The organism is Pseudomonas sp. TMW22080 (assembly GCF_022496745.1).
Lineage (GTDB): Bacteria > Pseudomonadota > Gammaproteobacteria > Pseudomonadales > Pseudomonadaceae > Aquipseudomonas > Aquipseudomonas bubulae.
In genome coordinates this window covers 182,037-195,315 of record NZ_SCFF01000006.1, presented here as the reverse complement: position 1 = coordinate 195,315, position 13,279 = coordinate 182,037, and the positions used below count along the sequence as shown (strand labels likewise).

14 protein-coding genes are annotated in these 13,279 nt (G+C 59.1%); 11 read left to right on the top strand and 3 right to left on the bottom strand.

All coding sequences use genetic code 11. From position 1 onward, the window contains the following. Positions 1 to 8 precede the first annotated feature (8 nt). Positions 9 to 635 carry a LysE family translocator gene (locus EQV96_RS20500; RefSeq protein ID WP_095019573.1) on the top strand — a complete coding sequence of 209 codons (627 nt, stop codon included), beginning with the start codon at positions 9 to 11 and terminating at the stop codon, positions 633 to 635. A 236-nt stretch (positions 636 to 871) separates the two neighbouring features. Here EQV96_RS20500 and uraH read toward each other — a convergent pair whose 3' ends face one another. After that, complete coding sequence (gene uraH, locus EQV96_RS20495) at positions 872 to 1,225, bottom strand: hydroxyisourate hydrolase (RefSeq protein ID WP_095002054.1); 354 nt, start codon at positions 1,223 to 1,225, stop codon at positions 872 to 874. Between the two features lie 373 nt (positions 1,226 to 1,598). On the opposite strand from uraH, the gene puuE reads away from it, so the two are divergent. The 8 genes from puuE (at position 1,599) to EQV96_RS20455 (ending at position 9,592) form a co-directional block, all read left to right on the top strand. Then, on the top strand, positions 1,599 to 2,528 hold the full coding sequence (gene puuE / locus EQV96_RS20490) for an allantoinase PuuE (protein ID WP_095002055.1): 930 nt from the start codon (positions 1,599 to 1,601) through the stop codon (positions 2,526 to 2,528). Then, on the top strand, positions 2,525 to 3,040 hold the full coding sequence (uraD, locus tag EQV96_RS20485; protein ID WP_016781499.1) for a 2-oxo-4-hydroxy-4-carboxy-5-ureidoimidazoline decarboxylase: 516 nt from the start codon (positions 2,525 to 2,527) through the stop codon (positions 3,038 to 3,040). The genes puuE and uraD overlap by 4 nt, the downstream gene beginning before the upstream one ends. A 61-nt stretch (positions 3,041 to 3,101) precedes the next feature. Continuing rightward, positions 3,102 to 4,097 carry an allantoicase gene (alc, locus tag EQV96_RS20480; protein ID WP_086797829.1) on the top strand — a complete coding sequence of 332 codons (996 nt, stop codon included), beginning with the start codon at positions 3,102 to 3,104 and terminating at the stop codon, positions 4,095 to 4,097. A gap of 121 nt (positions 4,098 to 4,218) precedes the next feature. Then, positions 4,219 to 4,722: an ureidoglycolate lyase gene (locus EQV96_RS20475; RefSeq protein ID WP_016781501.1), complete on the top strand. Its 504-nt coding sequence runs from the start codon at positions 4,219 to 4,221 to the stop codon at positions 4,720 to 4,722. Positions 4,723 to 4,770: 48 nt separating this feature from the next. Beyond that, complete coding sequence (locus EQV96_RS20470; RefSeq protein WP_095002056.1) at positions 4,771 to 6,060, top strand: urate hydroxylase PuuD; 1,290 nt, start codon at positions 4,771 to 4,773, stop codon at positions 6,058 to 6,060. 84 nt (positions 6,061 to 6,144) lie between these two features. Continuing rightward, on the top strand, positions 6,145 to 7,509 hold the full coding sequence (locus EQV96_RS20465; RefSeq protein WP_095002057.1) for a nucleobase:cation symporter-2 family protein: 1,365 nt from the start codon (positions 6,145 to 6,147) through the stop codon (positions 7,507 to 7,509). 152 nt (positions 7,510 to 7,661) lie between these two features. Beyond that, positions 7,662 to 8,447 (top strand): outer membrane protein OmpK, encoded by a 786-nt coding sequence (locus EQV96_RS20460; protein ID WP_095002058.1) that lies wholly within the window; start codon positions 7,662 to 7,664, stop codon positions 8,445 to 8,447. A 359-nt stretch (positions 8,448 to 8,806) separates the two neighbouring features. Further along, a complete protein-coding gene (locus tag EQV96_RS20455; protein ID WP_095002059.1) occupies positions 8,807 to 9,592 on the top strand; it encodes an outer membrane protein OmpK in 786 nt (261 codons plus the stop codon). Between the two features lie 19 nt (positions 9,593 to 9,611). On the opposite strand, the gene EQV96_RS20450 is transcribed toward EQV96_RS20455, so the two are convergent. Further along, complete coding sequence (locus EQV96_RS20450; RefSeq protein ID WP_095024367.1) at positions 9,612 to 10,214, bottom strand: TetR/AcrR family transcriptional regulator; 603 nt, start codon at positions 10,212 to 10,214, stop codon at positions 9,612 to 9,614. A 180-nt stretch (positions 10,215 to 10,394) separates the two neighbouring features. On the opposite strand from EQV96_RS20450, the gene EQV96_RS20445 reads away from it, so the two are divergent. After that, the gene (locus tag EQV96_RS20445) at positions 10,395 to 11,597 is read left to right on the top strand and encodes an MFS transporter (protein ID WP_095019576.1); all 1,203 of its coding nucleotides are present in this window, start codon (positions 10,395 to 10,397) and stop codon (positions 11,595 to 11,597) included. Here the strand turns inward: EQV96_RS20445 and EQV96_RS20440 are convergent. Next, positions 11,594 to 12,535, bottom strand: coding sequence for a DUF808 domain-containing protein (locus tag EQV96_RS20440; RefSeq protein ID WP_095002062.1), 942 nt, complete (start codon positions 12,533 to 12,535; stop codon positions 11,594 to 11,596). The genes EQV96_RS20445 and EQV96_RS20440 overlap by 4 nt on opposite strands. Positions 12,536 to 12,667: 132 nt before the next feature. On the opposite strand from EQV96_RS20440, the gene EQV96_RS20435 reads away from it, so the two are divergent. After that, positions 12,668 to 13,276, top strand: coding sequence for a TetR/AcrR family transcriptional regulator (locus EQV96_RS20435; RefSeq protein WP_095021338.1), 609 nt, complete (start codon positions 12,668 to 12,670; stop codon positions 13,274 to 13,276). Positions 13,277 to 13,279 lie beyond the last annotated feature (3 nt).

Genomic DNA, 13,279 nt, shown 5'->3' with positions numbered 1-13,279 from the left:
AGGAAGTGATGAGTCTGGAAACCTGGCTGCTGTTCAGCAGCGCGGCATTGGTGGTAATCCTGATTCCAGGGCCGCTGTCGTTATTGATGATCAGCAACAGTTTGAACTACGGCTTGCGCCGTTCGTACCCGGCTTTTCTGGGAGGTGTATTTGCCTCGATCTGCCTGCTCAGCGCTTCGGCACTGGGTTTGGGCGCCTTGCTGCTGGCCTCGGAAAAACTCTTCAGCGCCCTGAAGATCGTGGGCGCGCTGTACCTGTTTTACCTGGCCTGGCAAAGCTGGAAACAATCGCGTCAGCCGGCCACCGTCACCAATGTGCCCGAAGCCGCACCAATACCGCGCTTTAGCGCCCTGTTTGGGCGCGCGTTCGTGCTGGGGGCCAGCAATCCTAAGGACATTCTGTTCTTTGCTGCCTTTTTGCCGCAGTTTCTCAACCCCGATCTACCGTTCCTCAACCAGTTACTGGTGATGATCGCCACCTGGACCGTGCTCGACCTGCTGTGCAAGCTGGCCTACGGCCTGGGTGCCCACGGTGCCGCGGGGTACCTGCGCAGCGGCAAGGGCCAGAGCTGGTTCAACCGGGTCAGTGCCGGGCTGTTCAGCGTGGCAGGCACGGCGTCGTTGTTGAGCCGCTGATTGCACACAAGCCCGTAGCAGCTGCCGAAGCAACGAGGCTGCGTTCGATTGCGAAGCAATCGTAAGACCTGAGTTCGCGATTTATCTGATGGACAGCGGATTCAGGTTCTACGACGGCTACGCCGCCGAACGCAGCCTCGTTGCTTCGGCAGCTGCTACGGACATGGCATTTAGACAGGCAAAAAAAAGCCCGCAGTGTGAGCGGGCAAATAACCACATGCGCAGATCGAAAACGATTAGCTACCGCGATAGGTCGAGTAGCTGTACGGCGAAATCAGTAGCGGTACATGGTAGTGATCCTGCTCGGCGCTGATCCCGAAACGCAGTACCACCACATCCAGAAACGCCGGCTCCGGCAATTTCACACCCCGTGCGCGGTAGTAATCACCGGCACTGAACTGCACCTGGTAAACCCCGGAACGGTAGGCCTCCCCCTCCAGCAACGGCGCGTCGCAACGGCCATCGCTGTTGGTCAGGGCTGTAGCGACCAACTCCAGCCCCGAACCTTCAACCCGATACAGCTCGACCTTGATCGAGCTGCCCGGGCAGCCGTGTGCGGCATCCAAAACGTGCGTAGTCAAACGTCCCATTGATTGTGCGACCTCCCGAGTCGTGAAAAAAACGGCTGCCGCCCTCTTTTGGCGCACCAAAAGGCTCGGCGAAGACACGATTAAGACATTTATCAAAAAAATTGTACACAATTAAAAATGACAATCTGCGCATCCCCCGACGCTACGGGGCCTGCACGGCATTAATCGTCAAAGTCGCAGTCCTCAGAGACCTTTCGCCCATAAACTGACCAATCAGGCAGGTTTCTTGCAAGTACTCTTTCTGTACAAATCGTGGTAGAAATAGCAAAAATCAGGGTTACAAATAAAATGTAAAGTTGTATACAATCAGCTCATCGCAGTGACGCCAGGTCTGGCCAATCGACTGTTACCACGAACAATAAGGAAGACTGCAGTGAGCGCTGACTACCCACGCGACCTGATTGGTTACGGTCCAAACCCTCCACACCCGCATTGGCCGGGCAACGCCCGCATCGCCCTGTCTTTTGTTCTCAATTACGAAGAAGGCGGCGAGCGCAACATCCTGCACGGTGACAAGGAGTCTGAAGCCTTCCTGTCGGAAATGGTCTCAGCCCAACCATTGCAGGGCGAGCGCAACATGAGCATGGAGTCGCTGTATGAGTACGGCAGCCGTGCAGGCGTGTGGCGCATCCTCAAGCTGTTTCGCGAGTTCGATATTCCGCTCACGGTGTTTGCCGTGGCAATGGCCGCCCAGCGCCATCCGGATGTGATCCGCGCCATGGTCGAGGCCGGGCACGAGATCTGCAGCCACGGTTATCGCTGGATCGACTACCAGTACATGGATGAAGCGCAAGAGCGTGAACACATGCTCGAAGCCATCCGCATCCTCACCGAAATCAGCGGCGAACGCCCGCTGGGTTGGTACACCGGCCGCACCGGTCCCAATACCCGGCGCCTGGTGATGGAAGAAGGCGGCTTTTTGTACGACTGCGATACCTATGACGACGACCTGCCCTACTGGGAACCCAACAATCCCACCGGCAAACCGCATCTGGTGATCCCCTATACCCTGGATACCAATGACATGCGCTTTACCCAGGTGCAGGGCTTCAACACCGGCGAGCAATTTTTCCAGTACCTCAAGGATGCTTTCGATGTGCTGTACGCCGAAGGCGCAGAGTCGCCGAAGATGCTTTCCATCGGCCTGCATTGCCGCCTCATTGGCCGCCCTGCGCGCCTGGCCGCCCTCAAGCGTTTCATTGAGTACGCCAAGGGCCACGAACAGGTCTGGTTCACCCGCCGCGTGGACATTGCCCGCCACTGGCACGCCACCCACCCTTTTGTTGCCGAGACCGCCAAATGAGCGCCTTCAAGACCCTCAAGCCTTCACAACTGAGCCGTGAAGCCTTCGTGGCGGCTTTTGCCGATATCTACGAACACTCGCCCTGGGTTGCCGAAAAGGCCTACGACCTGGGCCTGGACAGCAGCGTCGACCAGATCGAAACCCTGCACCAGCGCATGAGTGACATTTTGTTGAGCGCCGATCACGCCAGCCAGCTGGCATTGATCAACGCTCACCCGGACCTGGCCGGCAAAGCAGCCGTCCAGGGCCAACTGACCGAAGCCAGCACCAATGAACAGGCTGGCGCCGGTATTCACCAATGCACGGCCGAAGAGTTTCAACGCTTCACCGAGCTGAACGAGGCCTACAAAGCCAAGTTCAAGTTTCCCTTCATCATGGCGGTAAAAGGCAGCGACCGGCACCAGATCCTCGCCGCGTTCGAAACCCGCATCCATAACCCGGCAGACGTCGAGTTCAAGTGCGCGTTGGCAGAAATCAACAAGATCGCCCTGTTCCGATTACTCCAGCTCTAAGCCGAACCGGCACCCGCCGATGACGCATCTCCAGCCACTCATTTAAAGGCAGACAAGAAGAATGAAAGCTTACGCCGTACCTTTCGAGAAGTTCGTCAACCTGGCCGATGCCCGCCTGGGCACCAAAATCGTTTCGGTAACCGATGACTGGTTTGCCGACGCCAACCGCATGTTCCAGCCGACCCCGGCCGTATGGAAGGAGGGCGTTTTCGATGACAACGGCAAGTGGATGGACGGCTGGGAGTCCCGCCGCAAGCGCTTCGAAGGCTATGACAGTGCCGTCATCCGTCTTGGCGTTCCGGGCTCGATCAAGGGTGTGGACATCGACACTTCATTCTTCACCGGCAACTTTCCACCATCGGCCTCGCTGGAAGCCTGCTTCCTGGCCTCGGGCGAACCGAATGAAAACACCCAGTGGGTGGAAGTACTGTCGGCCGTCGAGCTGCAGGGCAACAGCCATCACTACCACGAAATCAACAATGACCAGGCCTTCAGCCACCTGCGCTTCAACATTTTCCCGGATGGCGGCGTAGCGCGTCTGCGTGTGTACGGCGTGCCGTTCCGTGACTGGTCGGCAGTAGGCGACAACGAACAGGTCGATCTGGCCGCAGCTCTCAACGGTGGCCGCGCCCTCGCCTGCTCCGACGAACACTTCGGACGCATGAGCAACATCCTCAACCCTGGCCGCGGCATCAATATGGGCGATGGCTGGGAAACCGCACGTCGTCGTACCCCGGGCAATGACTGGGTCATCGTCGCGCTGGGCCACCCGGGCGAGATCGAAAAAATCATCGTCGACACCCTGCACTTCAAGGGCAACTACCCGGACAGCTGCTCGATCCAGGGCGCGTACGTCAAGGGCGGTACCGACAGCCAGATCGAAACCCAGTCGCTGTTCTGGCGTGAACTGCTGCCGAGCCAAAAAATGGAAATGCACGCTGAACACACCTACAGCGAGCAACTGAAAAACCTCGGCCCGATCACCCACATTCGCCTCAACCTGTTCCCGGATGGTGGTGTAAGCCGCATCCGCGTATTGGGCAAAGTCGCCAAATAAGCGCTGCACCCATCGCGGGCAAGTCCGCTGCCACATTTGAAATGTATTCATCCTGTGGGAGCGGGCTTACCCGCGATAGCGACAAAACTGACACCACAGAAACCCGAATAAGAAGACCACCATGCGCACATTGATGATTGAACCTCTGACCAAAGAAGCCTTCGCCCCTTTCGGTGACGTGATTGAAACCGATGGCAGCGACCACTTCATGATCAATAACGGTTCGACCATGCGCTTTCACCGTCTGGCCGAGGTCGAAACGGCTACGCCAGAGGACAAGGCGATCATCAGCATTTTCCGCGCCGAGGCGCAGGACATGCCGTTCACCGTACGCATGCTGGAGCGCCATCCGCTGGGCAGCCAGGCTTTTATACCGCTGCTCGGCAACCCCTTTCTGATCGTGGTCGCGCCCGTTGGCGATGAACCTGTATCGGACCTGGTCCGCGCCTTTGTCAGTAATGGCAGGCAGGGCATCAATTACCATCGCGGCGTCTGGCACCACCCGGTGCTGACGATCGAAAAGCGGGATGACTTCCTGGTGGTTGATCGCAGTGGCAGCGGTAATAACTGCGATGAGCATTTCTTTAAAGAGGATCAGTTGCTGTTCCTCGCCCCCCACCAATAAGAGAAGGTCCAACACTCACAAAAGAGTGACGGGCAAGAGGTAAAGACTGTGGAAGCACATCTAATGGAATGGCTGAATCTGAGCGTGCGCTGGATTCATATGATTACCGGTGTGGCCTGGATTGGCGCGTCGTTTTATTTCGTCTGGCTGGAGAACAACCTTAACCGGGCCAACCCCAAGGATGGCCTTGCTGGCGATCTATGGGCGATTCACGGCGGCGGTATTTACCACCTGGAAAAGTACAAGCTGGCCCCACCCACCATGCCGGAAAACCTGCACTGGTTTAAATGGGAAGCCTATTTCACCTGGATGTCGGGCATCGCCCTGCTCTGTCTGGTGTTCTACTTCAACCCCGCGCTGTACCTGATTGCTCCAGGCAGCAGCATGAGCGGCCCTGAAGCGGTTGCCATCGGTATCGGCTCGCTGATTGCCGGCTGGTTCGTTTACGACTTTCTGTGCGACTCCGCCCTGGGCAAACGCCCGGCGCTGCTCGGTTTCGTCCTGTTTGTGCTACTGGTTGCAGCAGCGTTCGGCCTGAGCAAAGTGTTCAGCGGGCGCGGTGCCTACCTGCACGTGGGCGCCATTATCGGCACCATCATGGTCGGTAACGTATTCCGCACCATCATGCCGGCACAACGTGCCCTGGTAGCCGCGATCAAGGAAGGCCGCAGCCCTGACCCGGCACTGCCGGCCAAAGGCCTGCTGCGTTCGCGACACAACAACTACTTCACCTTGCCGGTGCTGTTCATCATGATCAGCAACCACTTCCCGAGCACCTATGGCAGCCAGTACAACTGGTTGATCCTGGCCGGGATTGCGGTGCTGGCAGTGCTGGTACGTCACTACTTCAACACCCGCCACGACAGCCACAAATATGCCTGGACCCTGCCGGTCGCAGCCCTGGGCATGATTTGCCTGGCTTACGTTACCGGTCCAAAGCCTGTGTCGACAGCGCCAGAAACCGCCAAGGTGATCAAGTACCAACCGCTGCCGGAAACCGCCCTGGGCGGCGTCAAGGCTGCAGATGCTCCGCCAGCGGCACCGGCGCAGGCACCCGCGGCAGCGCCAGTGGCCACCGTCGATTTTGAACAAGTCCACAAGGTGATCCAGGAGCGCTGCACGGTCTGTCATTCCGCCACCCCCAGCAGCCCGTTGTTCAGTGCGGCTCCGGCAGGCGTGATGTTCGACACCGCGCAACAGATCCAGCTGATGGCCCCGCGCATTCAGGCTCAGGCCGTTGTCACGCCGATCATGCCGCTGGGCAACATCACGCAAATGACGCAACAGGAGCGCGACCTGGTCGGCGCCTGGATCAATGCAGGGGCACGGACCAACTGACGCACCGCCTTTGCGGTCGCAGCCCCGCTGCGGCCGCAAGAACACACCACTAGCTCACAACAATAAAAATGACCGAGGTGTTGCATGTCCGATTTAACCGAACCGCGCATACCCGCCGTGACCGCCCCGCCCCCGCTGGCGCGGCTACCCATGCTGCAACTGATCCTGGTCGGTTTGCAGCATGTGCTGCTGATGTATGGCGGCGCCGTGGCCGTGCCGCTGATCATCGGACAGGCTGCAGGCCTGAGTCGTGAAGAGATCGCGTTTCTGATCAACGCCGACCTGCTGGTGGCGGGTGTCGCTACCATCGTGCAGTCGATGGGTATCGGCCCCATGGGTATTCGCATGCCGGTCATGATGGGCGCCAGCTTTGCCGCCGTTGGCAGCATGGTGGCCATGGCCGGGATGCCGGGTATCGGCTTGACCGGGATCTTCGGCGCGACCATCGCCGCGGGCTTTTTCGGAATGATCATTGCGCCATTTATGTCCAAGGTGGTGCGCTTCTTTCCTCCCCTGGTCACCGGTACTGTCATCACTTCGATCGGCCTGTCGCTGTTCCCCGTTGCGGTCAACTGGGCCGGTGGCGGCAGTGCTGCGGCGCAATTCGGCTCGCCGGTGTACCTGGCTATCGCGGCTCTGGTGCTGGGCACCATCCTGCTGATCAACCGCTTTATGCGCGGCTTCTGGGTCAATGTGTCGGTCTTGATCGGCATGGCCCTGGGCTATGTGCTGTCAGGCGCCATCGGCATGGTCGACCTCTCCGGGCTGGACAATACGCCGTGGTTCCAGGTTGTCACCCCCTTGCACTTCGGCATGCCGGAGTTTCATTTGGCACCGATTCTTTCGATGTGCCTGGTGGTGGTGATCATTTTTGTCGAGTCCACCGGGATGTTCCTGGCGCTGGGCAAAATCACCGATCAGGAAGTCACCCCGCGCATGCTGCGTCGCGGTTTGCTGTGTGACGCAGGCGCTTCTTTTATCGCCGGTTTTTTCAACACCTTCACCCACTCCTCCTTCGCCCAGAACATTGGCCTGGTGCAAATGACCGGCGTGCGTTGCCGCTCGGTAACCATCATGGCCGGTATCTTCCTGATCACCCTCAGCCTGCTGCCGAAAGCGGCGTACCTGGTGGCCTCGATTCCGCCTGCAGTGTTGGGTGGCGCCGCCATTGCCATGTTCGGCATGGTCGCGGCAACCGGGATCAAGATCCTCCAGGAAGCCGACATCGCCGACCGCCGCAATCAGTTGCTGGTGGCCGTGAGCATCGGCATGGGCCTGATCCCGGTGGTGCGTCCTGAGTTTTTCGCCCACCTGCCACTGTGGATGGACCCCATCACCCACAGCGGTATCGCCATGGCCGCTGTCAGCGCGGTGTGCCTGAACCTGATGTTCAATGTGCTGGGCGGTTCCGAACGCGCAGCCATGAGCGGGCATGTGCACCAGCACTGAGCCCTGACCCTCACCCCAACCCTCTCCCCAAGGGAGAGGGGGCTGATCGGTGGTGTTCCTGAGTGCTCGCACGACCAATCCCCTCTCCCTCCGGGAGAGGGCTAGGGAGAGGGGCTCTCGCTTTACAAAAACAATAAAAAAGGGAGTTACCCATGAAGTGCAAACACTGGGGCGTCACGCTCGCAGGTGGACTTTTGGCTGCCAGCCAGACAATGGCCGGGGACCTGTTTTTATGGCAAACCAACAGCCTGACCTACCTGTACGGCAAGAACTTCGCGATCAACCCGTCGATCCAGCAAACCGTCACTTTCGAACATGCGGACAAATGGAAGTACGGCGACAACTTCCTGTTTGTCGACCGGATTTTCTACAACGGCAAAGAAGACCCCAACAAAGGCCCGCACACCTATTACGGCGAGTTCAGCCCGCGCCTGTCGTTCGGCAAGATCTTCGACCGCAAATTCGAATATGGCCCGATCAAGGACGTGCTGCTGGCCATGACCTATGAATATGGCGAAGGCGACAGCGAGGCCTACCTGATCGGCCCGGGCTTTGATCTGGCGGTACCGGGCTTCAACTACTTCACCCTCAACTTCTATCGCCGCCATACCGAGGGCCCACGCCCTGGCACCGGGGTCTGGCAGATCACTCCGTCGTTTTCCTACACCATCCCCCTGGGCCGCTCCAACGTGTTGATCGACGGCTATATGGACTGGGTGGTGGACAACGACCAGAACTCACGCGGCACCTACCACTCCAACCTGCACTTCAACCCACAGATCAAATATGACCTGGGCAAGGCCCTGAACCTGGGTGAAAAACAGCTCTATGTCGGGATTGAATACAGCTACTGGAAGGACAAGTACGGCATCGAAAGCAGCAGCCGTCTTGATACCAACCAGAACACCGCCAGTGCCCTGATCAAAGTCCACTTCTAAGCTCTAGACTGTGCATGCTCTGTTATTGCCCGCCCTGGGCTTTAACAGAGCGCTTGAGTGCACGCGCCAGAGCCCGTATCCTGCGCGCCCGCTTAAACGCGACGTTTTTCAAAGCTGACTTTAAAGCCAACTTTTGCCTTTATATCAAAGGTTTACGGCCTGCCTGCCGCCCCCTGCACTCAACTGCCAACGCGCAGTCGAGGGTTTATTCATGGCTATAAAACAGGTATGGCCCCGAACTTGCTAAAAGCACTGAAGCTGACCGTAAAGGCAACTTTTAAAACCATGAACCAAGGCGCCACAACAGAGCGCCACGTTCGCACTACTTGCACAACTTTCTATATTTTGGAGCTAACCGAATGAAGCGCACACTTACCGGCCTGATGCTTGCGGGGAGCATGCTGGGCGGGGCTCCGGCAGTCGCCGGCGACCTGCTGCAATGGCAAACCAACAGCCTGACTTACTTGTACGGCAAGGACTTCCAGGTCAATCCAAAAATTCAGCAGACCATGACCTTCGAGCATGCTGACAGCTGGAAGTACGGTGACAACTTCTTCTTCCTTGACCGTATCTTTTACAACGGCAAGAAAGACGGCAACGTCGGCCCGAACACCTACTACGGTGAATTCACCCCGCGTTTGTCGTTCGGCAAGATCTTCGACCAGAAGTTTGAATTCGGCCCGATCAAAGACGTGCTGCTGGCCATGACTTACGAGTTTGGCGAAGGCGATACCGATGCCTACCTGATCGGTCCGGGTTTCGACCTGAACGTGCCGGGCTTTGACTACTTCCAGCTGAACTTCTACCAACGCTTCCCGGAAGGCAGCCGCGCCGGCAAAGGTGTGTGGCAGATCACCCCGGTGTGGTCCTACACCCTGCCCCTGGGCAACTCCGATGTGCTGATCGACGGCTACATGGACTGGGTGGTCGACAACGACGAGAACTCCCGTGGCACCTACCACGCCAACCTGCACTTCAACCCGCAGGTTAAATATGACCTGGGCAAGGCCCTGAGCTGGAGCGCCAAGCAACTGTATGTCGGCGTAGAATACGACTACTGGAAAAACAAGTACGGCATCGAAGACAGCGGCGCGTTCAAGACCAATCAGAACACCACCAGCCTGCTGATCAAGTACCACTTCTGATGCACGGGCCCGGGCCGCGTCAGCGCGGCTCAGGCACCCGCAGCAAACCGCGCAGCATCAGGTCCAGGCTGTCCAGCGCAGCGGCCAGACGCTGCGGCGGGTTGTCGGCCTCGGCAATCCAGAACGACGCATCCATCAGCCCGCCCTGAATCAGACGCGCCAGCGCCTCGGGATCGGTGCGTTGAATCACCTCGGTGTCCATCAGCCCCTGCAGCATCGACGCCATCGACAGGCAGCACACCGACTGGGTGTTCTGCACATATTGCGAGCCCAGCACCGAAGGCGCATCGCGCAACAGAATGCGCTGTACCTCGACTTGCAGGGCCATCTCCAGATACAGCCGGCATTGATCCTTAAACCCTTGCCACTGGCTGTCCGCCTGCTCAAACACCTGTGCCAGCTGCGCATCCAGCTCGGCATCGATCTGCTGGGCCACGGCCTTGAACAAGCCTTTCTTGTCGCCAAAATGGTGGTACAACGCGCCACGCGTCAGCCCGACCGAAGCCGTCAATTCGTCCATCGATGTCCGGGCATAGCCCACCGTACTGAAAGCCAGGCGAGCCGCCTCAAGCAGCTTGCCACGGGTTTCTTCGATCATTTGCGACCGCGCTTTGGGCGCCATGCCTGTCACCTTTATTTTTGGATACGCGACGTATGTTAATTGACATACGCTGTGTATGCGTATATTTCTACATACGCCGCGTATGTGATTACCGGCACTTACACATTCCCGTAGCAGCTGCCCAAGGCTGCGTTCGACAGCTGCTACGAAAGCAATCCCCAACACTGTTCCGGAGCTTGTATGGCCAACCCCTATCGCGAGATTTTCAGCGCCCCCGGCACCAAGGCTTTCAGCGGTGCGGGCCTGATCGCGCGGATGCCGATCTCAATGGTCGGCATCGGCATCATCACCATGCTGGCGCAACTGCAAGGTTCCTATTGGCTGGCCGGTGGCGTAGCCGCCACCTTTGCCCTGGCCACAGCCCTGCTGGCTCCGCAGATTTCACGCTGGGTCGACCGCTACGGCCAGAGCCGCATCCTGCCCGGTGTCACCGCCATTGGCGTCAGCGCCTTGCTGGCCTTGCTGCTGTGCAGTCATTTTGGCGCGCCGGACTGGACGCTGTTTGTGTTCGCCGCCCTGTCGGGCTGCATGCCGAGCATGTCGGCAATGGTGCGGGCACGCTGGACCGAGCTGTATCGCGGCTCGCCCAAACTGCATACGGCGTTCTCGTTCGAGTCGGTACTCGATGAAGTGAGCTTTATTATCGGCCCGCCGATTTCCGTGGGCCTGAGTGTGGCGCTGTTCCCCCAGGCCGGACCACTGGCGGCAGCCATCCTGCTGGCCATCGGCGTCAGCGTGTTTGTGCTGCAACGCAGCACCGAACCACCGGTACACCCGCGTAGCAGCGAGCACCAGGGCACAGTTTTACGCCAGGGCGCCGTGGTGGTTTTGCTGTTGGCCCTGCTTGGGCTGGGCACGATTGTGGGAACGGTGGATGTGGTTAGCGTGGCCTTTGCCCAGCATCAGGGCCAACCGGCTGCCGCAAGCATTGTATTGTCGATGTACGCCTTGGGATCGTGCGCTGCCGGGCTGGTGTTCGGCATGCTCAAGTTGAACATGCCGCTACCCAGGCTGTTTGTGCTCGGCGCCCTGGCCACATCCATCACCATGGTGCCGCTGCTGTGGGCCGACAGCATCGCCACCCTGGCCGTGGGCATGCTGATCGCCGGGCTGTTTTTTGCCCCCACCCTGATCACCGCCATGGGCCTGGTGGAAAACATTGTCCCACCTGCCAAGCTGACTGAAGGCCTGACCTGGATGATCACCGGTCTGGGCATGGGCGTGGCCCTCGGTGCGGTACTCGGCGGCTGGGTGGTGGACGCGTACGGCGCCCAGGCCGGTTTTAGCGTGTCGCTGGCCGCCGGCGGCGTCATGCTGCTGTTCGCGGTGCTGGGCTATCGATTGCTGCAGGACAGTACCCTGCCCCGTGCCATCGCGGCCTAGGACTTGATGGCCCGCCAGACCTTGCTCGCGACAGACACCACGGCCAACACCACCGCGCCGGCAATAATGCCGGCCACGGCGTTGAGCAGGGTCGGCACAATCACCGACACCACACCCAGCCATTGCGTGCTGCCTTGCGCAACGCCTTCAACCCAATGATGCAACGGCGGTACACCGTGGGTCAGGATACCGCCGCCGACCATGAACATTGCCGCCGTGCCGATCACGGTCAGACTTTTCATCATGTACGGGGCTGCGCTCAACACACCACGGCCAAAGCTGCGCTGGAACCGCGGCCAGGCGCCGTCGCCGGTCTTCTTGCTCAGGTACAGGCCACCATCGTCGAGTTTGACGATGCCACCCACCACGCCATATACCCCGACTGTCATCACGATGGCGATACCCGACAACACCACCACCTGCTGCATCAGCGGTGAGTCGGAGACGATGCCCAGGGTGATGGCAATGATTTCGGCGGACAGGATAAAGTCCGTACGAACGGCGCCCTTGACCTTATCCTTTTCAAACGCCGCCAGATCGACTTCAGCACCGGCCAGCGACTCCTGCAAGGCCTGGCGCTGGCTCTGGGCATCGGCCTTGCTGTGGGTGAAACTGTGGGCGACCTTTTCGAAACCCTCGAAACACAGATAAGCCCCACCCACCATCAACAGCGGCGTCACCGCCCAGGGCGCAAAGGCACTGATGGCCAGCGCTGCCGGTACCAGAATCGCCTTGTTGCGAAACGAACCCTTGGCCACGGCCCACACCACCGGCAACTCCCGGTCGGCACGCACGCCCGATACCTGCTGGGCGTTGAGCGCAAGGTCATCGCCCAGCACACCGGCGGTTTTTTTGGCGGCCACTTTGGTCATCAGAGCGACGTCATCGAGCACGGCGGCGATATCATCGAGCAACATCAGCAAGCTACTGCCAGCCATAGAAAAACGTCCTGAGAGATGGAATGGACACAAGCATAGCGCGTGCCGCGCGCAAAGCGGCAATCTTGAGCCACTTGCAAGCCCGGTGCTACCATGCCCGACCGCCCCAGCAGGCAAGGACATATCGGGTTTATGAGCAGTATCCGCGAGCGTAACAAAGAACTGATTTTGCGTGCCGCCAGCGAAGAATTCGCTGACAAGGGTTTCGCCGCCAGCAAAACCAGCGATATCGCGGCCAAGGCCGGCGTGCCCAAGCCCAATGTCTACTACTACTTCAAATCCAAGGAAAACCTCTATCGCGAGGTGCTTGAAAGCATTATCGACCCGATCCTGCGGGCTTCGACGCCGTTCAACGCCGATGGCGAGCCGAATACGGTATTGAGCAATTACATCCGCTCAAAAATCGTGATTTCCCGTGACCTGCCCTTTGCCTCGAAAGTGTTCGCCAGCGAAATCATGCATGGCGCCCCGCACTTGAGTGAGAAACAGGTAGAGCTGTTGAATGCCCAGGCCCAACACAACATCGCCTGCATCCAGACCTGGATCGACCGCGGCCAGATTGCCGCCATCGACCCGCACCACCTGATGTTCAGCATCTGGGCGGCAACCCAGACCTACGCCGACTTCGACTGGCAGATCTCAGCCATCACCGGCAAGACCAAGCTTGAAGACAGCGACTACGAAGCGGCAACCCAAACCATTATCCGGTTGGTGCTGAAGGGCTGCGAACCGGACCGATAAACC

Bases quoted from the DNA above. Each gene is read 5' to 3' on its own strand.
- EQV96_RS20500 (WP_095019573.1), top strand. From the start codon at position 9: ATGAGTCTGGAAACCTGGCTGCTGTTCAGCAGCGCGGCATTGGTGGTA.
- uraH (WP_095002054.1), bottom strand. From the start codon at position 1,225: ATGGGACGTTTGACTACGCACGTTTTGGATGCCGCACACGGCTGCCCG.
- uraD (WP_016781499.1), top strand. From the start codon at position 2,525: ATGAGCGCCTTCAAGACCCTCAAGCCTTCACAACTGAGCCGTGAAGCC.
- alc (WP_086797829.1), top strand. From the start codon at position 3,102: ATGAAAGCTTACGCCGTACCTTTCGAGAAGTTCGTCAACCTGGCCGAT.
- EQV96_RS20475 (WP_016781501.1), top strand. From the start codon at position 4,219: ATGCGCACATTGATGATTGAACCTCTGACCAAAGAAGCCTTCGCCCCT.
- EQV96_RS20465 (WP_095002057.1), top strand. From the start codon at position 6,145: ATGTCCGATTTAACCGAACCGCGCATACCCGCCGTGACCGCCCCGCCC.
- EQV96_RS20460 (WP_095002058.1), top strand. From the start codon at position 7,662: ATGAAGTGCAAACACTGGGGCGTCACGCTCGCAGGTGGACTTTTGGCT.
- EQV96_RS20455 (WP_095002059.1), top strand. From the start codon at position 8,807: ATGAAGCGCACACTTACCGGCCTGATGCTTGCGGGGAGCATGCTGGGC.
- EQV96_RS20450 (WP_095024367.1), bottom strand. From the start codon at position 10,214: ATGGCGCCCAAAGCGCGGTCGCAAATGATCGAAGAAACCCGTGGCAAG.
- EQV96_RS20445 (WP_095019576.1), top strand. From the start codon at position 10,395: ATGGCCAACCCCTATCGCGAGATTTTCAGCGCCCCCGGCACCAAGGCT.
- EQV96_RS20440 (WP_095002062.1), bottom strand. From the start codon at position 12,535: ATGGCTGGCAGTAGCTTGCTGATGTTGCTCGATGATATCGCCGCCGTG.
- EQV96_RS20435 (WP_095021338.1), top strand. From the start codon at position 12,668: ATGAGCAGTATCCGCGAGCGTAACAAAGAACTGATTTTGCGTGCCGCC.